20 protein-coding genes are annotated in these 26,095 nt (G+C 34.5%); 6 read left to right on the top strand and 14 right to left on the bottom strand.

Annotation, left to right across the window (positions count from 1 at the left end; all coding sequences use genetic code 11):
• Positions 1–67 precede the first annotated feature (67 nt).
• Both ABR854_RS04830 and ABR854_RS04825 read right to left on the bottom strand, forming a co-directional pair.
• Positions 68–1,594 carry a response regulator gene (locus ABR854_RS04830; RefSeq protein ID WP_350264234.1) on the bottom strand — a complete coding sequence of 509 codons (1,527 nt, stop codon included), beginning with the start codon at positions 1,592–1,594 and terminating at the stop codon, positions 68–70.
• Positions 1,595–1,601: 7 nt separating this feature from the next.
• Entirely contained in the window at positions 1,602–2,741 is a 1,140-nt protein-coding gene (locus tag ABR854_RS04825; RefSeq protein WP_350264233.1) for an FIST signal transduction protein, read from the bottom strand.
• Positions 2,742–3,148: 407 nt separating this feature from the next.
• On the opposite strand from ABR854_RS04825, the gene ABR854_RS04820 reads away from it, so the two are divergent.
• From ABR854_RS04820 to ABR854_RS04795, 6 genes are all read left to right on the top strand, one after another.
• Positions 3,149–3,535: a response regulator transcription factor gene (locus tag ABR854_RS04820; RefSeq protein ID WP_350264232.1), complete on the top strand. Its 387-nt coding sequence runs from the start codon at positions 3,149–3,151 to the stop codon at positions 3,533–3,535.
• Positions 3,536–3,549: 14 nt separating this feature from the next.
• On the top strand, positions 3,550–4,731 hold the full coding sequence (locus ABR854_RS04815) for a sugar transferase (RefSeq protein ID WP_350264231.1): 1,182 nt from the start codon (positions 3,550–3,552) through the stop codon (positions 4,729–4,731).
• 55 nt (positions 4,732–4,786) lie between these two features.
• A complete protein-coding gene (locus tag ABR854_RS04810; protein WP_350264230.1) occupies positions 4,787–5,995 on the top strand; it encodes a glycosyltransferase family 2 protein in 1,209 nt (402 codons plus the stop codon).
• Between the two features lie 40 nt (positions 5,996–6,035).
• Entirely contained in the window at positions 6,036–6,890 is an 855-nt protein-coding gene (locus ABR854_RS04805; RefSeq protein ID WP_350264229.1) for a glycosyltransferase family 2 protein, read from the top strand.
• Between the two features lies 1 nt (position 6,891).
• Positions 6,892–7,506 (top strand): acyltransferase, encoded by a 615-nt coding sequence (locus ABR854_RS04800; RefSeq protein ID WP_350264228.1) that lies wholly within the window; start codon positions 6,892–6,894, stop codon positions 7,504–7,506.
• A gap of 73 nt (positions 7,507–7,579) precedes the next feature.
• On the top strand, positions 7,580–11,191 hold the full coding sequence (locus ABR854_RS04795) for a PAS domain S-box protein (RefSeq protein WP_350264227.1): 3,612 nt from the start codon (positions 7,580–7,582) through the stop codon (positions 11,189–11,191).
• A gap of 27 nt (positions 11,192–11,218) precedes the next feature.
• Here the strand turns inward: ABR854_RS04795 and ABR854_RS04790 are convergent, their stop codons facing one another.
• The 12 genes from ABR854_RS04790 to ABR854_RS04735 form a co-directional block, all read right to left on the bottom strand.
• The gene (locus tag ABR854_RS04790) at positions 11,219–12,874 is read right to left on the bottom strand and encodes a phosphoethanolamine transferase (RefSeq protein WP_350264226.1); all 1,656 of its coding nucleotides are present in this window, start codon (positions 12,872–12,874) and stop codon (positions 11,219–11,221) included.
• A gap of 68 nt (positions 12,875–12,942) precedes the next feature.
• On the bottom strand, positions 12,943–13,776 hold the full coding sequence (locus ABR854_RS04785; RefSeq protein ID WP_350264225.1) for a beta-1,6-N-acetylglucosaminyltransferase: 834 nt from the start codon (positions 13,774–13,776) through the stop codon (positions 12,943–12,945).
• Positions 13,776–15,134, bottom strand: a complete 1,359-nt coding sequence (locus ABR854_RS04780; RefSeq protein ID WP_350264224.1) for an oligosaccharide flippase family protein — start codon at positions 15,132–15,134, stop codon at positions 13,776–13,778. The genes ABR854_RS04785 and ABR854_RS04780 overlap by 1 nt, the downstream gene beginning before the upstream one ends.
• 69 nt (positions 15,135–15,203) lie before the next feature.
• Positions 15,204–16,412 (bottom strand): glycosyltransferase, encoded by a 1,209-nt coding sequence (locus tag ABR854_RS04775; protein ID WP_350264223.1) that lies wholly within the window; start codon positions 16,410–16,412, stop codon positions 15,204–15,206.
• 88 nt (positions 16,413–16,500) lie between these two features.
• Positions 16,501–17,685, bottom strand: coding sequence for a glycosyltransferase family 2 protein (locus ABR854_RS04770; RefSeq protein ID WP_350264222.1), 1,185 nt, complete (start codon positions 17,683–17,685; stop codon positions 16,501–16,503).
• Positions 17,682–18,635: a glycosyltransferase family 2 protein gene (locus ABR854_RS04765; RefSeq protein ID WP_350264221.1), complete on the bottom strand. Its 954-nt coding sequence runs from the start codon at positions 18,633–18,635 to the stop codon at positions 17,682–17,684. Before ABR854_RS04765 ends, ABR854_RS04770 begins: the two co-directional genes overlap by 4 nt.
• Positions 18,632–20,080, bottom strand: a complete 1,449-nt coding sequence (locus ABR854_RS04760) for an O-antigen ligase family protein (RefSeq protein WP_350264220.1) — start codon at positions 20,078–20,080, stop codon at positions 18,632–18,634. Before ABR854_RS04760 ends, ABR854_RS04765 begins: the two co-directional genes overlap by 4 nt.
• 49 nt (positions 20,081–20,129) lie before the next feature.
• Positions 20,130–22,250, bottom strand: a complete 2,121-nt coding sequence (locus ABR854_RS04755; protein ID WP_350264219.1) for a GumC domain-containing protein — start codon at positions 22,248–22,250, stop codon at positions 20,130–20,132.
• A gap of 59 nt (positions 22,251–22,309) precedes the next feature.
• Positions 22,310–23,062 (bottom strand): TolC family protein, encoded by a 753-nt coding sequence (locus ABR854_RS04750; RefSeq protein WP_350264218.1) that lies wholly within the window; start codon positions 23,060–23,062, stop codon positions 22,310–22,312.
• 113 nt (positions 23,063–23,175) lie between these two features.
• Complete coding sequence (locus ABR854_RS04745; protein WP_350264217.1) at positions 23,176–24,309, bottom strand: glycosyltransferase family 4 protein; 1,134 nt, start codon at positions 24,307–24,309, stop codon at positions 23,176–23,178.
• 11 nt (positions 24,310–24,320) lie between these two features.
• Positions 24,321–24,689: an Hpt domain-containing protein gene (locus ABR854_RS04740; protein ID WP_350264216.1), complete on the bottom strand. Its 369-nt coding sequence runs from the start codon at positions 24,687–24,689 to the stop codon at positions 24,321–24,323.
• 410 nt (positions 24,690–25,099) lie between these two features.
• Positions 25,100–26,086, bottom strand: a complete 987-nt coding sequence (locus ABR854_RS04735; protein WP_350264215.1) for an aldo/keto reductase — start codon at positions 26,084–26,086, stop codon at positions 25,100–25,102.
• Between the last annotated feature and the right edge of the window lie 9 nt (positions 26,087–26,095).

Raw genomic sequence — 26,095 nt, 5'->3', positions numbered from 1 at the left:
CGGTTCTTTTTAAGAAAGAACCGCCATCAGAAATCTTATTGTACAGAAAATAGGCGGTGATTATTGCCTATGCCCTAAAGCTATATTTTGCTATTTTCTGATATAACTCTTTAGGATTAAAAGGTTTAGTAACATAATCGTTCATACCAACTAAAAAAGCTCGATCTTGATTGGTAAATGTTGCAGAAGCAGTAAGGGCGATAATTGGAATTTCGGCATCCATCGCTCTGATTTTCTCAGCTGCAGTATATCCATCCATCACAGGCATCTGAATGTCCATCAAAATTAAATCATATCTTTTCTTTTCATATTTTTCGGTGGCAATTAAGCCATTTTCGGCTATTTCTACCTCAATTTGCCATCTTTCCAAAAACTTAGTTGCTACCTTTATATTGATTGGATAATCTTCTACCAATAGTATTCTTACACCTTTGAGGGTATCTTCGTTGAGTAAATCATTTGCCCCTTCTGAAGATTTATTTTTTAATTCTGAACCAATTTCAAGCGAAATTCTAAAGAAAAACTTAGCTCCTTTTCCAGCTTCACTTTCAAGCTGAATTTCACTACCATGAAGCTCTAAAAGTTTTTTAGTAATTACTAATCCTAAACCAGTTCCTCCAAATTGTCGAGTAGTTGCAGAGTTTTCTTGTGTAAATTTTTCAAAAATCATTGCTTGCTTTTCTAAAGCAATACCGATTCCAGTATCTGTAACCGAAACTTCCATCGTAACAAAATTATCAATTTTACTGATGCATGAAAGTTCGACAGTGATACTACCATTTCTTGTAAATTTAACGGCATTTGATACTAAATTTGAGATAATTTGCCCTAAACGTAGCGAATCTCCGATGAGAATATCAGGCACATCATCATCAATCATCAACCTAATTTTATTGCCTTTTTCTTCGGCTTTAACTTGATTTGCTTTCTTGATATTTGAAATAAGTTGTTTAAAATCGAAGGAGATTCTTTCTAATTCAACTTTTCCAGCCTCAATTTTACTAAAATCTAAAATATCATTAATTAAAACATGAAGATTATCGGTAGAGAACTGTAAAATTCTAAGATTCTCAGACATTGTTTCGCTCATTTCTTCCTGTTGCATCAGATAAGTCAAGCCTACAATTGCATTTAAAGGCGTACGAATCTCGTGACTCATCATCGATAAAAACTCCGATTTAGCTTGAGTGGCGTGTTCGGCGGCTTCTTTCGATTTACGTAATTCGGCCTCCATTATTTTACGATTCTCAATCTGAACCTGCAAGAAATCGACTAAACTAAGTAAGTTATTTGAATCTAAAGTTTTAGACTCAAATCCTTCTTTAACTTCCAGCGAATGAATAGCCTCAACTAATTTTTCAACTGATAGCCGTCTTTGCTTTATTTCTTTTTTGAGTTTAATATTTATTTCTGCATATTCTTTTTCATTGAGTTGAGAAGAATGTTCAAATAATTCTTTATCTCTCTCAAAGTTAAAATACGATTCATTGACAGCTTTTACAAAGTTTTGAAAACGTTCGTGTTTCAAACAATCTTCGGTAAGGTGCTTTGATATTTGTTTAGTTAGTAAACGATGTAAATTGTTATTGGTCATACAACAGTTATTTTTCAGAAAGAGTAGTAATAGTCATGGTTTGATTGTGTAATTCACAGCGAACATTGCCATTTTGAGATGAAATTTCACCATACGAATAGAAGCCAGTCATAATTGTATTATCGCCAAAAATCTCACGAGCAGCTTCTACTTCCTCTTCTGTACGTTGCCCTAAAACCAACTTCCTTCCTACACAACTTACCAATAGGGCTAATTCAGGAGTCCCTCCGAATGGTTCTAACGAACTTTGTGCCGCTGTACCAGAAGCATCTATTAATCGGTCGAGATTAGCCTTCATAAATCTTACCAAAGCCCCTTTAGGCATATCACCAGCAAAAGTCATACTTTTATTCACTTCATCAATTGAAAGAATCGTTCTAACTACTGGTTCATCATCTTCAGTTATACGCATTGATAACGGAAACAGTAATGCTGCACCAGGGAGTTCGTCAGCATATTTCCCTAAATACTCTTTATAAATATCAAGAGCTGCTTTATCACCAATTTGATACAAAACATTATATTCTGATGCTGTTACTTCTCTTTCTGGACCAAAACCGTCCCAACCTCCAAGAGTTCCATGACCTACTTTTAGGTCTTTTGCATACAAACCTATTCCTACAATTACACCTTGCTTAGGGTTTTCATTGAGTCCGACCAAAGTTTTTTCAAATCGAGCTTCATCACCTGCCAAACCGCCAGAAATTGGTATTTTATTTTCTGTTTTTGCATTCAATGCTGCAATCAAAGCACTGCCATTTACTAATCCACCGTCTGAAATAACTAAGATTGTAGCCAAATCATCGCTCATAAGAGCATCCGCAATTTTTTCACCGGATATTGCACTTTGCAAATAGTTTTCAACTTCAACCTTAACTGTGCGAACAGTGGTCTTCTCAAATTCAATGGCAGTAGCAATTATCGTTCCGCTGAATACGGAATCATTGTAAATTTCACCCGAAGTAGAGTTAATTACAATTTCGGCCGAAGGATATAAATCTTTTATAAATTGGTAAGGCTGAGTTGCCTCTAAACATTTTCGCTCACCAAAAGCTAATACAAGTTGGACATTTAACGGATTGAAGTTTTCAGTTTCGGAAATAACACTCCAATAACCATTTTCAAAAGCCCTTTGCTGAATTTTCATAAAGTCTGGTTTATTAGGTTTGCAATTTAAAAATAATATTTATACGATTAACTGATTAGTAAAAAATGTTAAGTCAATTTTTTTTAATCCATGAAGAAAGTCATATTTGCAAATAACAATCTTTGTGATTTATAAGCAATTTACAAGCAATTTATAAGCCAATTTAATGAATATTATATCAATAAATGCACATTTAGTGTATTTTGGTCTATATTTTAATCAATTATCGCCTTTAAGATTCAGTTTAAATTAAAAACGCAGAAAAATAGCCGTTTGGCAATATTTTTGCTGCATATATTTGTAAAATATCAGTAAAAAGTAGTTCTATAAATTAACCAAAATAATAATTGAAATTTACTACATTTAAATGATAATTACCCAAAAACCAAACACATCCCAACGAAATAATGACTAATAAAATAAAGCTTCTAATAATCGATGATGAGCCGAGTACTCGAAAAGTACTTGAGCATTTCCTTAACAAAGAGTTTGAGGTAACAGTAAAAAACGATGGAATGGAAGGCATGGGCTGGTTGGAGTCGGGAAACGACACCGATTTTATTATTGCTGACCTTAATATGCCAAATCTTAATGGAAAAGAATTAATTAGGGTCATTCGGGCAAGTAATCTTTACAACAATTTACCAATTATCATTCTTTCGGGAACTGATGAAAGTAAAGAAAGAATCGAATGTTTAAACTTGGGTGCTGATGATTTTATGTTGAAACCCTTCAATCCAATGGAGGTTCATGCCAAAATTAAAGCAATTTTAAGAAGAGTTAAGCCTCAATAATTTATATAACCATTATGAATAACATCGACCAAAACGAGGTAGAATCTTTCCCGATTAAAGTTATTTTAGTTGAAAATGACGACTTAGCCGTAGTGAGTTTCTTGAAGAAATTCGGAACGAGACTCAGCATTAAAGTCATTGAAAGTGCTGAAGAATGTTTAGAGTTTATCAAAAACACCTATCCGCCCGATGCTGTAATTATCGGCAGAAATATGGGTGGGTTAAAGTTTTTGGAAACAGTTAGGCATTCAAGTTGGACTTGTACACTTCCTGTTATTATTACCAGCGACCAACTTACTCCAGGACTAACTAAAGAGGTTTTGGAAAAGAAAGGTGACGATTTATTTTCAAAAGATTTTAGTAGTGGCGATTTGATAACTCGCTTGGAATATTTTATCAAACGCCGTCATTATCAATCTGTTCAACAAACAAGAGCCAACTTTTTAGAGGTAAAAATTCCTTTTTGGAAACGTTTGATTGATGTTACTTCGACTGGCTTGGCTTTGTTACTTCTATCTCCCCTATTAATTATTGTTGCTATTTTAATAAAACTCGACTCAAAAGGGCCGATTGTTTATAAATCTCGAAGGGTTGGTGCGGGCTATAAAATTTTTGAAATTTATAAGTTCAGAACGATGAGAACCGATGCTGACACTATGATCAAGAACATGGGTTCGCTCAATATGTACACCAAAGAAACTACCCAAAAACAAATCGATGGTCTTTGTGATGCGTGTGCTGCATTTGGCGTATGTCAGCAAAAAATGTACTTAGATGGCGAGGTTGTCTGTGAAAAATCTTATTTAGCTCAGAAAAAAGAAAAGGTGGCATTCATGAAATTTCAGAATGACCCCCGTATTACAAAACTGGGTGGTTTTTTACGCAATAGTAGCATCGACGAATTACCTCAATTATTCAATATTTTCATGGGCGATATGTCGCTTATTGGGAATCGCCCATTGCCATTATATGAAGCTGAAAAACTTACAACTGATAAATATATCGAGAGATTTGCTGGGCCTGGCGGTCTTACTGGACTTTGGCAAGTAACTAAACGTGGAAAAGGTAAGAAGGAAATGACCGAAGAAGAACGCATTGAGCTTGACATTGAATATGCTCGAAACTTTTCTTTCAAATTTGACATGAAAATTTTCTTTATGACTTTCCCAGCCTTATTACAATCAGAAAACGTGTAAATAAACCACTTAAAACTACATTGATAATTTAACATTATCAATTTTCAATAAAAACATGGCTCTTTTTCTCGAAATATTATTTTGGTTTTGCATCGGTTTAGTTGCTTATACGTATGTAGGTTATGGTATTATTGCTTGGGTTTTAGTGAAAATTAGGAAGATTTTTGGAAAAGAATTTAAAAAATATGATGACCCAACCTTTCTACCTAAAGTTACATTAGTTGTTCCTGCTTACAATGAAATGAGTTGCATTGAAGCCAAAGTAAAAAATACTTTTGGCTTAGATTATCCGGCCGATTTAATGGAAGTTTTGTTTGTTACAGAAGGTTCAAACGATGGCACATCTGAATATATCAATTCGTTACAAAGTAATTACCCAAACTTACGTATGATAGGTGGCGACACTCGTCGTGGCAAAATTGAAGCAATGAACATTGCTATAAAAACAATCAACACCCCTATTGTAATTTTTACGGATGCAAATACCAACCTTAACAATCAAGTTATAAGAAATATTGTAAGACATTTCCAAGACCCAATTGTTGGAGCAGTTGCTGGCGAAAAACGAATCGAAACCGAAGGTAGCGAAGCAGCAGCAGGTGCTGGCGAAGGTCTATACTGGAAATATGAATCATTCCTAAAAAAATTAGATACAGAACTTTATTCAGTTGTGGGTGCTGCGGGCGAGCTTTTTGCAGTACGAACCCATTTATTCGGTGAAGTTGAAAAAGACACTTTGCTTGATGATTTCATTGTTTCGCTTCGCATTGCAGCCAGTGGTTATCGAGTTATTTACGAACCTAATGCGTTCGCAAGCGAAAGACCGTCATTTTCGATTCAAGAAGAGATGAAACGCAAAATCAGAATTGCAGCAGGTGGTTTTCAATCAATTGCTCGATTAGACTACTTATGGAATATCTTCCGATTTGGATTGCTTTCATTTCAATATGTTTCGCACAGAGCTATGCGATGGGCCGTTGCTCCTTTTTGCTTACCATTGATTTTCTTACTTAATCTCATTTTGTTTTTCATTGATACAAACTTTATCAATCAACCCACTTATCAACTCATAATGTTGGCTCAAATTGCTTTTTATCTGATGGCAATTATTGGTTATTATCTTGAAAATAAGAAGATAAGAATAAAAGCATTATTTGTGCCATTTTATTTCTCATTTATGAATTATTGTGCGATAAAAGGCTATTTCAGATACCGAAATGGACTAACATCAGGTATTTGGGAAAAAGCAAAGAGAGCAGCATAATGTTGTAATACGACTATACGTAATTCTAAATGAATGACCTATGATTAATTTTTTCATACCTGATTGGGTACAAAATATACTTCAAAAGCCACTTAATATTAATCAATATTCGGCCTCCGAAATTGAAGATTTGAAGCAAAAACTCACAAAATTTTCATCCGAAAATCCATTGGTAAGTGTGGTTATTCCAGCTTGGAACGAAGAATTAGGCATTTTGCACACTTTACATTCATTGGCAAATACTAATACAAAATATCCAGTAGAGTTACTTGTTATTGATAATAATTCAACCGATGGCACAAGTTCATTATTAAAGTCTCTCGGAGTCAGCACCATACTTGAAACAAAGCAGGGTGTTGGTCATGCCCGTACTTGTGGTTTACATAATGCTAAAGGGAAATATATTCTGACAGGCGACAGCGATACACTTTATCCTGCTGGCTGGATAACCGCCATGACCGATGGAATGCTCAATGACGAGCAAGTTTACTGTGTACATGGAAGTTATTCATTTTTACCAAGCGATAGCACCCCTCGTTGGCAATATGCTTTCTATGAGTTTTTGAGTAGTTTTATTATCAAGAGAAAGGAAAAAACACAACCTTTTTTAAATACACTGGGGTTTAATTGTGGCTTTATCCGACAAAAAGGCATTGACGTTAATGGTTATGAAATCGAAACTCAAAGAACTTTTAGAGGAGCGGCAGGCGTTGCTGAACAAAACGCTACCGAAGATGGAATGATGGCACTAAGACTACAACAAGCAGGCGGTAAAAACAAGGCTATCATGGCTAATGATGGCAGAGTATGGACAAGCGACCGCCGAATCCAATTAGATGGAGGATTAAAAAGTGCTTTGACCTTACGAATCAAAAAATACCTTTTCAAGCAATAATATGTCAATTATTTCAACCATCAAATCAAATCCAAAACTGAAACAGTTTGTGCATTGGTGCTTAATTCCAAAGCATCAAGCTCGTCCGAGGGTATGGGTGAAATGGTTTGTAAATCCATTTTTTCATAAAAAAGGCAAAGGTACAAGTATTTGCCGAAGGACTCGTATGGATGTTTTACCTTTTCAACCTTTCAATATAGGTGATTATAGTACGGTTGAGGATTTTGCAACAATAAATAATGGAGTTGGGCCAGTAAATATTGGTAACAACTCAAGAATTGGTATCGGTAATGTAATAATTGGACCTGTTACCATTGGCAACAACGTAATTTTGGCTCAAAACATAGTCATGAGTGGCCTGAATCATAATTATACCAATACAGAAGTTCCGATTTATTTGCAAGGAGAGACAGTTGCAAACATCACGATCGAAGATGATTGCTGGATTGGAGCAAATGCAGTAATTACGGCCGGAGTCACTGTCGGGAAACACAGTGTAGTAGCTGGGGGAGCGGTTGTTACTAAAAGTATTCCGCCTTTCAGTGTAGCAGTGGGAAACCCTGCGAGAGTCATAAAACAGTATGATTTTGAAAGTAAAGCTTGGGTTTCGGTCTAAAAATCAGCTTTATATAAATTTTCTTAGTCAAAAAAAGCTGTTTCAATTTTAGTTTATTATCATGCTTTCAAAGATGAAAAAAGAAGACAAACCAATACCTTTAAATGAAAAAGAAAGACTCGAAGCATTGTTAAATTATAATGTCTTAGACACGTTGTCTGAGGAAGATTTTGATAATATCACCCAGTTAGCCTCTTTTATTTGCCAAACTCCAATTGCATTAATTACACTACTCGACGATAAAAGACAATGGTTTAAATCTCGAATAGGGCTTAACATACTTGAAACAGCAAGAGAAATTTCATTTTGTCAGTATGCCATCATGGGTGATGAAATATTTGAAGTCCAAAATGCTCTTGAAGACGAGAAATTTAGAGATAACCCACTCGTCATTGGCAATCCGAATATTCGATTTTATGCTGGAGCCCCAATCACCACACCTGATGGTTTTAACCTTGGCTCTCTATGTGTTATTGATGATAAACCTAAAAAATTAGATAATAACCAGAAAAAAGCTCTCACAACTCTCGCAAAAAATGTAATAGCTCAATTAGAACTGAGGAAAGTAAATCTTGAATTAAAGAATGAAGTTGAAAAATTATCACAAAAGGCCTTAGAAGTAATCACACTGGAGCTAAATAGTTATAAATCTGCCTTAGACTTAACATCAAGTGTTGTGATTACTGACCCAAATGGTATTATAAATTTTGTAAACGATGCAACATGCAATGTTTCTAAATATTCGAGAGAAGAATTAATTGGTCAAAATAACAGAATTTTAAATTCGGGTTATCATTCAAAAGATTTTTTTGCTGATCTATGGCAGACAGTTACTGCTGGACTCGTCTGGAAAAAAGAAGTTAAAAATAGAGCAAAAGATGGAACATCTTATTGGGCTGAGACTACCATTGTGCCATTTTTGGATGAAAATGGTAAGCCTCTCAGATATGTCGCAATCAACCGAAATATCTCCAAACAAAAAATTTCTGAAAACAAACTACATCAGTTTTTTAATTTATCGCAAGATTATCTGTGCGTTGCCAACACTGCTGGCTATTTCGAGACTATAAGTCCAACATTCATTAGAGAATTGGGCTATTCAGAAGAAGAATTAATCTCAATGCCATTTCTTCACTTTGTCCATGATGATGACGTTAATGCGACTCAAAACGAAATTTCCAAATTAGCACAAGGCATTAATACAATTAACTTTGAAGTTCGCTTTAAACGCAAAAATGGAGGTTATAAATTATTAAGCTGGAATGCATCACCAGATAGAGAAACAAATTTATTATATGCCATTGCCAGAGATATTACTTTAAGTAAGAAAATAAACGAAGAAAATAAACGTCTATCGCTCGTCGCCAAAGGCACAGATAATATCATCATCATCACTGATAAAAATAAAAGAATTGAATGGGTAAATGAGCCATTTGTCACCCTAACAGGATACACTTTAGAGGAAGTTATCGGCAAAAAGCCAGGCGGACTTCTTCAGTACGACGACACCGATAGAAATACTGTTTTACAAATCAGAGAAGCGTTAAATAATCAAACATCTTTTAAAGGTGAAATAAAAAACAGAAGTAAATCAGGTAAAAGATATTGGATCGAAATTAGTATAAGTCCAGTTTTTAATGATAATCACGAACTGATCAACTATATAGCAATTGAGTCGGATATAACAGAGAAAAAACGAAAAGACCTCAATATTGCCAATCTAATGGCATCTCAAAATGCCATTTTCAACGGAGTCGGATATGCAGTTATTTTTACCGATGCCAATGGAACAATCAAAAGAATCAATAAAGCAGGTCTGGATTTAATAGAATACACTGCCGACGAGGTCATCAACAAAATGTCTCCTGCGGTTTTCCATGAACCAGCCGAAATATTGAAACGAGCTGAAGATTTGACCTTAGAATTGGGCGAAAAAGTAATGCCTGGCTTTGATGTATTTGTGATAAAAACAAGAGGTGATAATAATGCTGATGCTAACGAATGGACATACGTCTCTAAATCAGGCAAGCGAATTCCAGTTTGGTTGAGTTTTACCTGCATTAAAAATACAGAAAATAAAGTATTGGGCTATTTGGGCGTTGCAGAAGACTATACCATCAAAAAGCAAGCCGAGTTAGACTTAATTAATGCCAAAAACCTTGCTGAACAAGCAGTTTATGCCAAAGATAGCTTTTTGGCCAATATGAGTCACGAGATTCGCACACCATTAAATGCCATTATTGGGTTTACTGAACTTATCACTCAAAGTAATCTTGACGCAACTCAACAGGAGTTTGTCAATAATATTCAGATTGCGGGTGATAACTTATTACTTATCATTAATGATATATTAGATTTATCAAAAATAGAATCGGGTCAATTAGTAATAGAATCTTATCCGTTCAATATAAGAAGTACTTTAAAACACATTTATGATTTACTGAAAGTAAAAGCTGCAAAAAACAACCTTGATTTTAGCCTGTTAATAGATGCCGAAATGCCTGAATTTGTTGTAGGAGACAGAGGGCGTATCAATCAGATCATGATGAACCTGGCAGGGAATGCTGTAAAGTTTACAGAAGAGGGTGAAGTAACAATTTCAGTAAAGAAAGTTGCAGAAACACAGGATAGCGTTACCATTAAATTTTCGGTAAAAGATACAGGCATTGGAATTGCAGAAGATAAACTTGTGACAGTTTTTGAAAGATTCACTCAGGCCGAAATCAGTACAACTCGAAAATTTGGAGGTACAGGCTTGGGTTTAAATATTGTAAAGCAATTGGTTGAACTACAAAATGGTCAAATTCAGGTCAAAAGTAAATTGGGTCGAGGTTCAGAGTTTTATTTTTCCTTAACATTCCAAAAAGTCGAATCTTCTGTCATAGATACTATTATAGAAAGTAGTACTAATCAAAAACCGTTTGGCAAGTTATCAATTTTACTTTGCGAAGACAATGAATTGAATCAACGTTTAGCCAGAAATGTCATTCATAAATTTGGTTTCGATTTAGATATTGCGGTCAATGGTGAAGAAGGTATAAATTTATTGTTGAAAAACAAATATGACCTAATTTTAATGGATCTTCAAATGCCTGTAAAAGACGGGTATCAAACTACCATTTACATTAGAGAAGAACTAAAAATGGACATCCCGATCATCGCCATGACTGCCCATTCATTAATTGGTGAGCAGCAAAAGTGCTTTGATATTGGGATGAATGCCTACGTTGCAAAACCATTCAAACAGCAAGATTTATTAAATAAAATACATTCAGTTGTTGAAAACATCAATAAAAAACAAATCGAAGTTCCTATAGAATATCAGGAATTTACATCTGAGATAACCGATAAAAAAAGTATTGATTTTTCATATTTAGATTCAGCAGGTGGGGCAGATAATAATGACTTCAAAAAAGAAATGGTTCAAATATTTATTAATAAAGTGCCAACTGACTTAAGTTTACTCGAAAAGGCAATTGAAGAAAAAACTTATCCAGACATCAAAAGAATTGCACACGATATGAAATCGTCGCTGTCAATGTTTCGATTGGCCAATGAAGTTAAATACTTGGAGCAAATTGAAAAAGGTGCAAAGATTGAAAATGTGAATCATGAATTAATTGACGAGTTTTTTTCATTTAAGAAAGAAGTTGATCATATAATTGACTTACTTAAAGAAAATTAAATTCGCATATCAAGCACCCTTTTTAGATTATTTTAAGTCCGCAGAATTATATACTTTTCGATTTGCACCCAATATTCGTTGCTGATTATCTTTAAAGTAGCTACTTGCTACATTTTTTGTAGAATCTTGTTTCAAATATTGAATACCGCTCATACTTGTAAATGTATGAATGATATTCTCTGACGAAATCTTAGCGTTGATGTGTGATTTCAAATTAGAAATTTTATCTGGAAAGGTTTTCTCTAACAACGGAGAATACCAAACAAAATATGGTATCTGAGCAATATACTTTGATGGAACAGGATAAGCATGTTGAGATAAATCTCTGCCATCATCAAATAGATTTTCACCATGGTCAGACAAATATGTAACAGAAGAATGAGCATTCTGACTTGATACTAAACTAATTACTGTATCAATGACTGTATCAGTGTATAGTATGCTATTATCGTAACTATTTACCAAGACGTTCTTGAATTTTTTATCTGCTGACTTAGAAAATACGGTTTTATTACTCGGTTTCAGTTTATCAAACTCATCTGGATACCTCACGCTATAGTCATAGTGGCTTCCGATGGTGTGTAAAACAATAAATTTCTTATCCCCAGGTTCTGATAATATTTTCTTTAAAGTTTCTACTAATTCCATATCACGATGAATATGCTTAGTAGCCCTGAAATCTGAAATAGACAAATACTGTTTGTCGGCCTCTTGTATATGGACTTTAATATGCCCTTCATCGACTTGGTTTGTAAGCCAATAAGTAGAAAACCCTGCTTCTTTAAATACACTTACGATACTTTTTTGTCGATAATGTTTATCAAAATTATCTGCTCCAACTCCTGTCAATATTAACGGTAAGGCATATTCTGTTATAAATCCACCAGAAGCTACATTATTAAATGAAATTAGGTTCTCTCTTTTTGACAACATCGGAGAAGTCTTTTTTTCATACCCGTTAATTCCCCAATGATCGTATCGAGAACTTTCGCCGATAACTAAAACATAGACTTGTTTTCCTTCAATATTTACGATTTGTTTAGCATTGAATCTAAAATTTGTTCGCTCTTCTTTGGTGGAATTAACTAATTTATATTGACTATAGGTCATTTTAGATGCATACAAAAGAGAAGTAGGAAATATTGTATAAAATCTTGACCTCAAATTAGCGAAATAATTTTTTGTTCCCGTATCAAATATGGGCAATGTCAATACTACAATCAATGAAATAAACGAGGTCAAATAGCCTGTTCGTAAAGGCATTACATTTGGTACTCTATTGAAAATAAAGATTAACGCAATCACATAAGATACGACAACAACCACCATATTAAACAGGTATCCTCCAAGCAATTCCTTTGCTTCTTTTATATTTGTATTGAGAATTAGAAGAAATGTGGCATCGTTGAATGGAACACCAAAAAGGATGATAGAACCTAAATTAAATGGGATAAAAATAAAAATTGGTGATAATAAAAGAAGATACAGGCGTATGTTTTTAGTAAATAAAAATACTGGTAAGAGATGTAATCCTGTACAGGCTAAAGCACCATATATCCCGAATGAATATTGTTCAGTTTTAAAGAAATACACAAAATCACACACAGAAATCAGTAAAACTGCAAAGTAAAAATAGTAAATGGAAGATGAATTGAATCTTGCAAAGAAACTGTAGAGAAGCATGGCTATAGCTTACAAATAAAAAATAATTTTGTTTATCAAATTTAACCTAAAACTATTAAAATTCACAACTAATTTTTATCTAATTCATCCAAAATAGCTGCGTCAATCGTTTCACTAAATTTACGAGCAAAAAGTTTTCCTGAATCTTGTAAAACAAGTAAATCATCAATCGTGAAAGTCTTAGGGCTTGCCTTACCTTCCGACCAATCAATGAATCTGAGATTGTCGTTTACCATGTCTTTTTGGTAAATTGAGTTGAAAAGAATTGTTTGAAAAACGATTTCATCACTTCCCCAAGTAAGCTCAAAAAATCGTTTGACATTCTTATTTTGCTGTAAATATTCAACAATATATTGAACGTGCTTGGCTGAAATGCTAAACCACTGAGAACGCCCCACTGGCACTAAATTATTAGGCATTTTTCTTGAAGGCATGAACTTATTCAAGCATTTTTCAATAAAATGTTTCCCCGCAAAATGATAATTACACAAGTGATATTTTGTTAATCTTGGAATTGCTTCTTGCCATTCATTTGCCACCGAAAGCGTGTGCATAAATGCTTTTCCGAGATTATTTTCAAAAAAAAGATGAATATCCGCAGTACTTTTTAAAGGATAGTCTTGTCCACTCAATAAATTGACAAAATCATATTTTTTATCAGCTACCAAAATCTCCTCAAAACTATTGACGGTAGCTTGTACAATACTATAAGCTCCCCAGTAAACACTTACTCTATTTTTTATGAATTTCACATTTTCCGACTTCAAAAAAAGAAAAGGTTGAATGTCGGTTTTCAAATCAACATGGATATAAAAATCAGCATCAGGATGCGTCAAACGCTCAATCAATCTACTTAATTGATGCGGATTGGCATGAGTTAGTATCAAATGAGCAATTTTCATTAATTTGTAGCCTTTGTTTTAGATAAGAATTGCTGAAGCATCATTTTTAGCTCACTAATACCTACGCTAAAAAAGCCCCAAAGTGTAAAGTCGAGGTATTTTTTCAACCAAAAATATCCAAAAAACACACCCGCTAAAAATGTAAATAAAGTGGCTAAAGCTACGCCATTTATGTTACCAAAAAGATAAATTCCGATGAAATCGAAAGTGATATTGGTAGCCAACATGACTAAAACTTTGTAAAAATTAATTTTGGGTTGATGTATGATGTCAAGTGTAACACCCAAAAACCTATCAATTGGAAAAAACATTGCAAAGGACATAAATATCCGATAGACCGATACTGCATGCGTGCCAGAATATTGCTTTCCGCCCAAAAGTGTGATAGCAACATCGGCCAACAAAACCGCTAATATTGATACAGGAACCAATGCCAGCGTGAGCGTTCCTGCATACTTTTGCATAATAGCCACTACTTCATCTTTTCTTCCTTTATTGAAAGCTTCCGACATTGATGGCATACCTGTTGATAAAAATGCTCTTAACGGAATTTCGATGATTTCCATCAAACGCATCGGAATCGTAAACATAGCAACTGCCGCTGGGCCAGCCGTACCTAAGACAAACATGATGATAAATGTATCTGAACTTCTGAGTAAATTGGTACTGATGGTTGTTCCGACACTATATTTTCCGAAATGAAATAATTCCAAGATGCTTTCTTTGGTTCTTTTGCTGAAAGTTCGGATTCGAGTCCAGCCTTTTGAAATACAGTATAAACTCACCAATCCAGAACTGATAGCATTAATAATCAGCACTAATTCGAGGTCTAATTTCTTAAAAATAATTATACCCAGCACCATCAAAATAAATGTACCTTGGTTGATAATACGTAGCAATAAAAGTTTGTCGAAACGCTGGTCAGATTGAAGAATCCAAGAAGCAATGGCTGAGGGTAGAGTAAATAAAAAGGTAATACCAAACCATTTGATAACACTCACCATTCCAATATTATCAATGGATGGCAAGAAAAAAACTGCCCCAAGATTAATGATTATTAAAATACTGGTTATGAGTAAACTTAAAAACCAAACCGACCCCAAGACAGCATCTGCTCTCTCTTTTTCGGCACCAGTATAAAACTTTATCATGGCAACCTGTAAAAAACCAGTCCTAAAGGTATCTAATAAAACAAAAACTGATTGAAAAAAGAACCAATAGCCAACATCATCTTTAGCCATAAACCGTAGCAGAATTCCCACAGTTACCATTGCTAAAACCGACATTGAAGCATTACCAACGAGTGATAAAAAATGCTTATTTTTAAGTTTTAAGAGAATACTCTGGAGTTTTATCATAGTCGGAAAGTACGTTTTTTCTTTAAAAATTCTGAGTGCATAACACACATTACTTATGCTTGCAATACACTATTTGGTCTGCAATAATTGCCTCTGAACAGCATATATTTGTTCAACGCAAGCCTCCCAAGTGTGGCCTTTGGCACAACTAATGGCAGCATTTCTTTTTTCTGGAATTTGGGGCAATAAGGCTTTTTCGATCGCTTTTTTATATTCATCTGCTCCGATTGCCAGTTCAACATGCGGTAAAAACATTTGCATGGCGGGCGTATCTGTGGCAACGGTTGGTTTTCCCATTGCCAGATATTCGTCTATTTTTCTTGGATAATTACCAATCGTCAAAGCATTGATAAGTTGTGGATTAACGCAGACATCTAAATGGTGAATGTACGAAGGCAATTGATTTGGCTTTTTCGACCCTAAGAAGTGTACGTTTTTGATAGCATGCAGGCGACTTTCCTGAAACATAATTTCTTCTGGTCCAATCAATACAATTTGCCAATTTGGATTAGCGATGGCAACTTGTTCAAGTAAATCAATATCCAACCTTTCACCCGTTAAAAAGCCAACATAACCAATACGAGGATGAGCAATATTGGCCAAATCTGCTGGTTCTTCATAGGCAAAATCAGCTTCATACATATCTGTTTCGCAGCCTTGGCCAATATCCAAGCTAAGTTTATTATGACTTCTGGCACAATCGGCCAAATATGCCGAATTGGCAAAAATAGCGTCGGCTAAAGCAATCGTTTGAGGCTCTACCCTACTCCCGTGAAATTTAAAGTATGGATGCTCAGTTAGGTTATCTCGAATGTAATAAAAACTTAGTAATGGCTGGAAATATTTTTTTGTAAATAAACCCGTAAACATTTGGCTATCATTAAAAACCGTACAGTTTTCTTTAGTCCAACCTAATTTTTTAACAGCCTTTTTTATGCTATCAAAAAAGCCTTTTCCATTTCTTTCGTTGAGGAAATTGTAGATAGCAATATTCTTTAGCCAGTTGATTGAATGTGAAAGACTTTGTGGTGTATGCACCCACAAGGCATCCGACACTTTTACTGTGTTTTCGCCAAAACCTAAAGCCAATTTAAGCCTTTTTCGACCATGAGCCGTTTTTATCTGCTTAAATATTGACTTTATATCCATAGCAGGATTTACATATAAAACAGGTTGTGTTTTACTTAACTCAACTGCTAAATTTCGTGCATTACTTCCTAAGTTTAATTCCCACTCTTGCTGGGCAATTAATATAAATGCTTCAGGTCGTCTCGACATATTTTTTTGCTTTTAGTTTTCAAACCTTGTTTGAAGCCCCAAATAAGACTAAGAATAGCAGGTATAGCAATGATATCCCAAGGCATAATTAATGGCTGTTTTGTGGTGAGTCACCATGTGGTGTATGAATGAATTGCTTCCGAGCTTTTCCTATTTTTAACATGGCTTTTAGCATTGAAACTAATGCTATCGGTATTTGTAAAAATGCTTTTAACAATTGTTTATTATACCATTTTGATGGAATTCCCATCATTAATGCAATTGTCAGAGCTAAAAATAGTCCAATACTAAAGTTTAAAAATTGACTCGAAAAGAAAAAAGTAAAAACTAACCATAAACCTAATGCCCCAACCAACATCACTCTTGGAAATAAATAAGTTTGAAAAACTTTGTTGAAAAACGCAACATTTCCCTTGAAAAGTTGAAACCACCCTTCTATGAAATATTTCTCAAAAAACTCAACTTGAGTTGCCAACCATCTACTTCGTTGTTGACTAAAGACATCAGTTTTTGCTACTTTTTCATCATAAACATATTCTCCGTCTAAAAAAGCAACTTTCTTTCTAAGTCGAACCAATCTAAACTCAAGTTCTTTATCTTCGCCTGAGGTATCGCCAATATCTTCTAAAAGCGATACAAATAATTTCCAATCAAAGGCCATTCCACTACCAATAAGGGCCGAAGGTAAACCTACTGCCACGTGTCCTCTACGAAAAATGTGGTTGTTAATTTCTTCTGTACAGGCATCTAAAAGAGCAAATGGCGTTTGTGTATTTTTGGCTGTTCGATGCCCCTGAACTGCTTCATAGCCTTGGTCGAAAGCATTATTAATTGAATGTAAAAACCCATCAGCAATATGGTTATCGGCGTCTAAAATCAATAATATATCTGCTGGTTCATCGATGGTAGCTTCGATTGCTTTTTGAAGAGCTTTTCCTTTCGTACTTTTTTCAAAACTTACCTCTACTACCTTGATTGGTAAAGTTTTGAGTGTTTCTAATGTTTTTTGTGAAAATGAATCTGCAATGATTACGACCTCAAATAACTCTTTTGGATAATCTTGCTGTATAGCGTTTTTGGCTGTCTCAATTATTACAGAGTCTTCTTTATATCCAGGAATGAAAATGCGAATTTTTCTCAAAGATTTGGCTTTAAGAAAATGCATTTTTGTGCCTATTTTTCCAGCTAAAGAGAAAAATAGCAGATAACCCACTTGAATAGTGAGATAAACCAAAATAAAATATTGAATCGAGGTACTCAGGCTTTGTATCATGGGGTTGGCATCAAATCTATTTTTGTTTTTCCGATAAATGTAGATGAATGATTTTGGGGCTCCTTATGGTGTGGTTCTGAGAAATTCCATAACAGAGCCTTCCATATAGATTTGGAATGTTCCCATTCCTTCTTTAAGCCATGCTTTAAAATATGAACTAACGACGAAACCATTACAAAGAAAGTGCTGGCAATCAACCATTTGAAGCCATTATAATTTCGACGAATATATAAAAAACGATTTCTATAAATATAGTAAGTCTTGAATGGCGAATTCTTACCCGTTGAAACTGACTCCTTATGATAAATTTCTGTGCTACCCACATAATGAACTTCATATCCAGCTTTTTTGAATCTCGCTGCCCAATCTAATTCTTCGTAATACAAGAAATACATTTCGCTCATCTGCCCCAGCTTATTTAATAATGCCATTGGAATCATCATTGCTGCTCCATTTGGCAAATCTGTTTTTCTACAATCATCAAACTGCCCATTATCTTTTTGTAAATAACCAATATCATAACTCCGACTGGTGAGTGGGTGCAGTCCAATAGCTCCTGCATACTGAATCGTATCGGGCATATAAAAATACTTTATTTTGGGGCAAGCCATGCCACATTTTGGGTGAGTTTGCAAATAATCTACTAACTCTGTCACTAAATTAGGTGTCACTTCAGTATCATTATTGATAAAAAAAGCAAACTCTCCTTTAGCAAACTGTAAGCCTATATTATTCCCTCCTGCAAAACCAAGGTTTTTGGGGCAGCTAATATGCTTAATAAAAGGGAATCTTTCTATTAAACCTCTTGAAGAATGCTTAGGTGAAGCATTATCAACAACAATAACCTCCCAATTTTGGTAGGTTAATTTAGAAAGTGAAGCAAGCATTTCTGCCGTTACTTCTGGAGTATCGTAATTTACCGTGATAATCGAAACTAAAGGTTCTTTCATATAATAGTAGTTTGAGTTTGCGGGGTATCCCACCTTGGGCTTAACCAAATCAATGTCCAACTGATATACACAATCATTGATGATGGCATCGCATTCAGTACTTCGTTTCCATAGCTACATAGTATAATTCCAGTTGCTCCTCCGCACAATGACATCAATTTATTTCGCAACACTGGGTCTCGGGTTTTCCAAATAATTCCAGCCGATTTTCCAGTAATATATAGCATAGTTCCAAACCAAATAATGAAACCTACAACTCCATACATAGCCCAAACTTTCACGTACAAACTATCGGGCGGTATTTGTGAAATGTATTTATCTTGATTATAGGTTGTTCCCCACTGACCAATTGTTCCTACTCCAGTACCAAAAGGTTTGGTGGCTAAATAGTCTTTCAAGATTTTTTGGTTCATTAGTCTTACTTTCAAAGATGGGTCTTCGGGGTCTAATGAAGTTCTTAATCTTTGAATTTGGTCGTTTCCACTGCCAATAGAAGTGAATTTCAAAACTCCTAAAAAACCAATACCAATTAAGCCTCCTAATACCAAAATCTTTACTTGTTTGCTTAATACCAAAAAGGTAAATCCACCACCAACTAAAGCAGCCATTGCTCCTCTTGTACCCGAAATCAACATTCCATAAAAGATTAACAATCCAGCTATTCCATACAAAATTTTCTTTTTATTACCATGGGGTCCAACTGCCAAAATAATACACATTATTGCCAATTGAGCTTGTGACGCTCCAAATTGTCCAGCTTCAGAATAATACGAAAAAACCCTTAATTTACCAAAAAGGACATGTGTTTTCTTAGCACCAGCTTCTAACCACCGATTTTCGGCCTCATCGACACCTATAAATAATTGTTTAGCTCCATATAATGCTCCGACTGCCGAAAGAAAGATAATGATACTTAAAAAAAGGTCGATATCTGTCTTTTTGTTTAGCAATAAAAAAGCTAATGGAATTGACAAAACCCAGTATAAAGTGGCTGACCTCATTTCATAAAACCAGCCTAAAAAACTGGGTCTTTCAGGATTTCCAATTTGCAATACTGTGATTCCAAACCACACAACTGCCAACCAAACTAAATCGTTATTGAGGTGTCGAAATCTAAATCTGCCACTTCTATGAAAAAAAATACCGAGCCATGTCAACACTAATAAGCCATCTTGTCCTAAACCAAACTGTGGGCCTTCGATATGTTTACCAAGAGTTGACTGAATAAAACAGTAAACAATAAAGACAAGAAGCCCTGTCCGAGGTTTTAAAAATATTAAAGATACAAAACCAATCAGAAAAGGCACTACTATTAGTAAAATGCCAGTTGACATGCCTCTTCTGGCAATTAACCAACCAAAAGCAACTGCAAAAAATAAAGCTGGAATCAACCAAATATCCTTTATTTTGTTTCTATTCGATATGTAAAATGGGTTACTTTCCATACTTATTTACCTTTCCGATACATTTTAATTCGGGAAGATTAAAAATAGCTTATCGAATTCTTTTTCTATTACCAAATTCAAATTTTACTAATCTTTTTATGAGTGTACGAATGAAAGTTCTCTTTTTAGGAACTTCTCCAATAAACTCTTCTGCAAAATCAGTATCTACACCATTCAAAATAAATAAAGGCTTATTTCCTGTTGTTTTAGTGAAAATTGATAAAACCTCCTTGTCTATTCTGCCCCAAACTCTATTGGCTCGGCACAACAAAACTGCATAGTTAAGCTGCGGAAAAAGGTCTGGTTTAATAATAATATCAGCCAATGCTGGAAACTCAATCAAGATAAAATCTTTGGTTTCGTTTGATTTAGTTTCAATTTCGGCCAAAGCCCTATCTAAATTTATAGGCTTAGATAATCCTAATAATTTATTATCAGAATTGTTGATGGTTAAGGGTAAATATGAAGGCGTATTTTCAGTAGAATTATTCAATAAGATTTGTTTTTCTACCCTATAGCCCAAATTACCTAATTCTTCCTCCAACAAGTTAATAATGGTAGTTTTCCCTTCACCTCTTTCGTTGCTCAGCACACCAATAACAATTGGTTTAGCTTTTGCATCAACTGTTGAAAGAAACTGTTGAATTAAACGTAAATTCGCTTTTTTAACAAATTCAGGGTTTTCATTCAATAAGGGATAAATTCCTAATAAAGGAGCATCAATGCTTTTTTTAGCTCTTGTTGGCTCAAGTAAAGTTCGATTTATCAAAGCATTTGCTAAAATAAAAGCCAATACTAATACAAAACCAACCACAAAACCAACTACGACAAGGACAAGTCGTTTTGAGGCATTTGGCTTTAAAGGCAAAAATGGTGGGTCAACAATATTAAGTTTAGATGTAAGTTCAGTATTTTGTTGAGTCAGACGTGCCATATTTAATCCATGTAATAACTCCAAGTACTCCTGTTCTGACACGCTAATCTGCCTCTCAATTTTTTTCAACATAGCCCCCAATGGAGCAAACTTTTTGTATTCTACTTCAAATTCTTTTTTACGTCTATCCATTACAGCCAACTTAGCTTTGCTTTGTTCATAAGCGAGCGTAGTTTTTAGCCATTCATCAAGCACACTCTTAGTCGGAATTCCGTTAGGTGTATTGCTTTCAACTGATAATTTATCTAAAGTGGTTTTAAGGCTTGCTTCAGTCCGTGCTGCTACACTTTTTAAACTATCCACTTGTTTTTTATTACTTCCGTCAGTATTTACAATTTCACTGAGTGCTACCTTGTTGTAGATATCTGCCAGTTTTTCTCTTTCTCTTATAATATCTTGCCCATAAAACACTTGATTATTTCGACCTTCGATACTACTGTTTACTTTATTCAATGACGAATTAGCTGCCATTTTTTCCATCTCCAAATTGTGGTTCTGTGCGTACAAAATCTCTCTTTCGCCTGCCACTGCCTTGGTCTGTTCGTAATAGTTAATGATGTCATTATTTTTATTAAAATTCAAAAAATTAAGCTCAGAAGAATCAAGTTTGGCAAAAGCCTTTTTTGTTTCAGTCTCAAAATAATCTACCACAGAACCAGTCTGCCCCTCACGTAACAAACGATTTTTTCTGATAAAGGTCTCTTCCAATAATTCAAGCGTTCGCTTACATATTATTGGGTCGCTTGTTTCGTATGAAATCTTAATCAAGTCACTATTGCTAATACGTGAAGCTTTGATATTTTTTAAGGCGTCAAACGAATAATAAGGGTTTTCTGAATAAATAAGTTTGTAGATAACGTTTTCATCAGCCTTACCAGCAAAGCTGGCTAAAGCCTTTCTTGTTTCGAGAAAAGTTGGTTTAACGATTTTACTTTTAAAATCATCAGGAATTACCTTTTGTAGTTCATCATAAGCACCCCAAGTCAAAATAGCTGGGTCATGTTTTTTCAAAGAGAGGTGTTCGGCAAGCAAATCTATTATTACATCTTTTTTAGTGTCTCTTGATTCAATCAGTGATAATAAATTATCAAAGGCATTGCTGGTAGCATAGTAATCAGCTTTTGCAGTTCCATTGAGATTATATCCTGAAGCAAGTCCTGTATAGATTGTAGATTCCGACGAGTATATTTTTTTTTCGTTTCGGGTAAAATAGTAAATCGAGGCTGCCAAAATCATAGGGATTAAGATCAGCCAAATGATATTTCTTGAGAGAAGTTTTAAGAAATGCAGGAAAGTCATTTTACTTGATTTAACAAATTAGAAAAACTTGTACCAGTGTAGGCATCAAGCATCATAATAGTTGTTTGAAATTTATTGACAAACGTTTCGTAATCAATCTTGGCCTTATTGAATATATCTAATACTCTTGAATTCTGTTCTACGGTTATTTGTCCCTGTAAAAATTCCTTTTCAGCCATTTTATAATTAATTTCGGCTGCTTGTCTATTGACTCTGCTTATTAGCATGATTCTATGAGCCAATTTTAACTCTTGATAAAGCCTTATTACTTCTTGTCTTACAAATATTTCAGCATTGTCTTTTTCAGCCGAGACCATATCTATTTGCGACTGACTTGATTTAATTAGGTGCTTACGACTAATAATGTGTGTAATCGGGAGCTGCAATCCGATACCAATGTTATAAAACCCTGTTTGCGAGGTGGTCAATACATTCGTATTATTGAGTGCATTTACTGCTGAATAATTCGTTCCATAATAATAACTTGATTGTAGCGAAAGGCCACTATAAATAGAGTTTTTATTGATTTTTTGATTAGAAATAGCCAAATCGATACTACTTCCAATTCTTCTGATTTCGGGTGAGAATTTTTGAGCTGCATTTATCAATGTAGGCAAAAGTTGGTCATTGGCAAATGCCTTGGTCAATAAAGAGTCGGTTGATACTCTTTGGCAAATTGCTTTTGTGGGAAACAACCACAGGCCAACCCAAACTACTATTCCAAAACCATATTTTCTATTCCAAATCATTTTTCGATTTAAATTTAAATAATAGACAATTAACGAAGTATCAAAAACTATGCCTTCATTGTTGTTTAGCAAAGGTATATTTTGATTACTTGGCTATATGATTATTAATTAGGTCAGTCACTAAGTTTTGATTGGTAAATATTTAGCATTTTTTGGGCAGTATTTTGCCATGTAAACATGCTTGGACGTAAAAAACCAGAATTTATTTTTTGTTGTCGAAGTTTATCATTTTCATAGGCTACTGTCATTCCAGCGGTTATCTCCTCTACAGAGTATGGATCAACTAAAAATGCTGCATCACCAGCCACCTCGGGCATTGCTGAAATATTAGAAGTTACAACGGGCGTTCCGAAAGCCATTGCTTCCAATATTGGTAAGCCAAAACCTTCTCGGAACGATGGATATAAAAACACCTTTGCCTCGGCATACAATGTCAATAAAACATTTTCAGTTACAAAACCTGGAAAAACAAAGCGATTTAAAAAAGAGAGTTTACCAATTTCAGTTAGAATATCTGAAACAAAAGTAGGTTTTAAGCCTGTGATTACTAATTGGACATGGGTGTTGATTTCAGCAAACGCCACAAATGCCTTAACTGTATTTGTTACATTCTTACGTGGTTCAACGTTTCCGAGAAATAAGAAAAAATCTCCTTCTAAATTTAGCTCTCTCTTTGTCTGATTGATTATTTCAGAATTGGGTTTGATGCCAAAACGCCCACTTACACCATTATGCACAACTGTAATTTGATTCATTTGTAAGCCCAAAACTCTAATTATATTAGCTTTTTCTACTTCTGAAATTGTTATGATGTGTTGGCACTTTCTCACAATCTTTGGTACAAGCCATTTGCGATAAAGATTTCCAAATTTTTGATAATTGGTAGATGTATTTTTACCAACTGTTTTCTCCATAAAAATTACATCATGCAGCGTCAAAATCAAAGGCACTGTAAGAAAAATAGGAGCTGTATTACTCGTACAATGAAGCATATCAATACCGTATTTTCGAGCATAAATTGGTAACATGATTTGTTCCCAAAAAACATAGTTCCCTCCAGGCACTTCAACGATATGAAAGTTTTTAGTTTCGCTTATGCAAGTACTATCTTCATCTGGTTTCACGAAAATAAAATACTCATTCTGATTATCAATTACTTGCAAAGCCCGAATCAATTCTACGGCAACGATATCCATACCGTGCTTGTGTGGGCGAAAAATTCTCTGAGCCTCAATACCTATTTTCATTTCAGGAAAGATTAAACCAATTGTTTCAAACGTTTCAAATCATCAATAATAACCAGTTTTGCATGGTTTATCTCTATTGCCAAATTTTCATATTTAGCTAAAAGCATTTTTTCATCTTGATTTGTCTTGGCAGATAATTCAAAATCTTGGATTTTAGAATGTAAAAATGTGAGTCCAACCATTGAAAAAGTCGGTTTTATTTGATGAACCATCTGTCCGACTTCCTTGAAATTTTTATTATTAAGCTCGTCAATGACTCTCTCCCAAATTGGAATATTATCCTCTAAAAAGGATTCAAACATTATTTGAACGATCGTCAAATCGTCGCCATACATTTCACGTATGTAATCAGAATTAAGTAATGGATTGAAAGCAAACATCAGTATGTATTTTTTATAAAAAGTTAATGCAAATATTATACCATCCAACTCATTAAAAAAAAACTTTCTAAGCTAATTTTAAAGATTAAACTGAAACCCATATGTAGATTTACTGACAATCTAAATGATTTTTCAGTTTTGATGATGTAGTAATCTTGCAATGACCAAATAACTTTTATGAGCTTTTAAGTACAGATGTCAACCAAGTAAGACTCATTCAAGATTGAAGAGTAAAATTTGATTATTTAAAGTTGATGGCTTTTATCGAACTTCTCATTTGATAGAAAAGAAAAGTTAAAGCTGAGAGAGAAGGCTAAATTTTTTAGCGTCTTTTATAGAACACTAAATTTAAGTTTAAAATAGATAAGGGTACAAATACCTTTATCTATTTTAAAATGACAACCTAACTTTCACCATAAGTGGTGTATTGAGGGCTTAACATGTGTAGTATAAATGGTATTCATGGCAAATATTTGGTCGTCAGTTAAATCTGGAAAATCTAAAGCAGCAACATTTGCTAAAACCTGTTCTGGGCGTGAAGCACCTGGAATAATTGTACTTACGGCATCAAAACCCAAAATCCATTTTAGGGCAACAGGAGCTAAATTTTGTTCGTTTGGAAACAACGCTTTTAACTCTTCCACCGCCGTAAGTCCAGTTTCGTAATCAATACCCGAAAAAGTTTCTCCTTTATCAAACATTTCACCATTTCGATTGAAGTTTCTGTGGTCGCCTGCTGTAAAAGTTGATTGTTTTGAGAACTTCCCTGTCAATAAACCACTTGCCAAAGGCACACGAACAATTACCCCAACATTCTTCTTTTTAGCTTGCTCAAAAAATAATTCAGCAGGACGCTGGCGGAATGTATTGAAAATTATCTGAACAGTTGTGACGTTATTAAATTCAATTCCTTTGAGTGCTTCTTCCACTTTTTCGACGCTGATTCCGAGATTCAAAATCTTTCCTTCATCTTTTAATCGATCAAATAATTCAAAGATTTCTGGGCGATAATAAACTTCGGTAGGTGGACAATGAAGCTGAATCAGATCAATCGTTTCGAGCCCCATATTTTTAAGACTATTTTCCACAAATTTTCGTAAAACTACAGGTTGATAAGCCTCATTAACATGCGGATTAAGCTGGCGGCCACATTTTGTAGCGACAAAAATTCTTTCAGAACGACTTTTCACAAAACGTCCAACCGCTTTTTCACTTTCGCCATCACCATAAACGTCGGCAGTATCAATAAAATTAATGCCTGAGTCAACGGCTGAGTTTAATATTTTCTCAGCATTTGAATGGCTAAAATCATCTCCCCAAACACCACCAACTTGCCATGTACCGAGACTTATTTCGGACACTTCAAAACCTGTTTTGCCTAATTTTCTGTATTGCATAATATATTT

The organism is Emticicia sp. W12TSBA100-4, from assembly GCF_040253585.1.
GTDB lineage: Bacteria > Bacteroidota > Bacteroidia > Cytophagales > Spirosomataceae > Emticicia.
This window is presented reverse-complemented; position numbering and strand designations above follow the sequence as displayed.

Coding starts and splice junctions, on each gene's coding strand:
- ABR854_RS04825 (WP_350264233.1), bottom strand. CDS start 2,741: ATGAAAATTCAGCAAAGGGCTTTTGAAAATGGTTATTGGAGTGTTATT.
- ABR854_RS04750 (WP_350264218.1), bottom strand. CDS start 23,062: ATGATTTGGAATAGAAAATATGGTTTTGGAATAGTAGTTTGGGTTGGC.
- ABR854_RS04760 (WP_350264220.1), bottom strand. CDS start 20,080: ATGGAAAGTAACCCATTTTACATATCGAATAGAAACAAAATAAAGGAT.
- ABR854_RS04815 (WP_350264231.1), top strand. CDS start 3,550: ATGAATAACATCGACCAAAACGAGGTAGAATCTTTCCCGATTAAAGTT.
- ABR854_RS04770 (WP_350264222.1), bottom strand. CDS start 17,685: ATGATACAAAGCCTGAGTACCTCGATTCAATATTTTATTTTGGTTTAT.
- ABR854_RS04810 (WP_350264230.1), top strand. CDS start 4,787: ATGGCTCTTTTTCTCGAAATATTATTTTGGTTTTGCATCGGTTTAGTT.
- ABR854_RS04800 (WP_350264228.1), top strand. CDS start 6,892: ATGTCAATTATTTCAACCATCAAATCAAATCCAAAACTGAAACAGTTT.
- ABR854_RS04820 (WP_350264232.1), top strand. CDS start 3,149: ATGACTAATAAAATAAAGCTTCTAATAATCGATGATGAGCCGAGTACT.
- ABR854_RS04765 (WP_350264221.1), bottom strand. CDS start 18,635: ATGAAAGAACCTTTAGTTTCGATTATCACGGTAAATTACGATACTCCA.
- ABR854_RS04745 (WP_350264217.1), bottom strand. CDS start 24,309: ATGAAAATAGGTATTGAGGCTCAGAGAATTTTTCGCCCACACAAGCAC.
- ABR854_RS04830 (WP_350264234.1), bottom strand. CDS start 1,594: ATGACCAATAACAATTTACATCGTTTACTAACTAAACAAATATCAAAG.
- ABR854_RS04795 (WP_350264227.1), top strand. CDS start 7,580: ATGAAAAAAGAAGACAAACCAATACCTTTAAATGAAAAAGAAAGACTC.
- ABR854_RS04740 (WP_350264216.1), bottom strand. CDS start 24,689: ATGTTTGCTTTCAATCCATTACTTAATTCTGATTACATACGTGAAATG.
- ABR854_RS04775 (WP_350264223.1), bottom strand. CDS start 16,412: ATGTCGAGACGACCTGAAGCATTTATATTAATTGCCCAGCAAGAGTGG.
- ABR854_RS04755 (WP_350264219.1), bottom strand. CDS start 22,250: ATGATTTTGGCAGCCTCGATTTACTATTTTACCCGAAACGAAAAAAAA.
- ABR854_RS04790 (WP_350264226.1), bottom strand. CDS start 12,874: ATGCTTCTCTACAGTTTCTTTGCAAGATTCAATTCATCTTCCATTTAC.
- ABR854_RS04785 (WP_350264225.1), bottom strand. CDS start 13,776: ATGAAAATTGCTCATTTGATACTAACTCATGCCAATCCGCATCAATTA.
- ABR854_RS04735 (WP_350264215.1), bottom strand. CDS start 26,086: ATGCAATACAGAAAATTAGGCAAAACAGGTTTTGAAGTGTCCGAAATA.
- ABR854_RS04805 (WP_350264229.1), top strand. CDS start 6,036: ATGATTAATTTTTTCATACCTGATTGGGTACAAAATATACTTCAAAAG.
- ABR854_RS04780 (WP_350264224.1), bottom strand. CDS start 15,134: ATGATAAAACTCCAGAGTATTCTCTTAAAACTTAAAAATAAGCATTTT.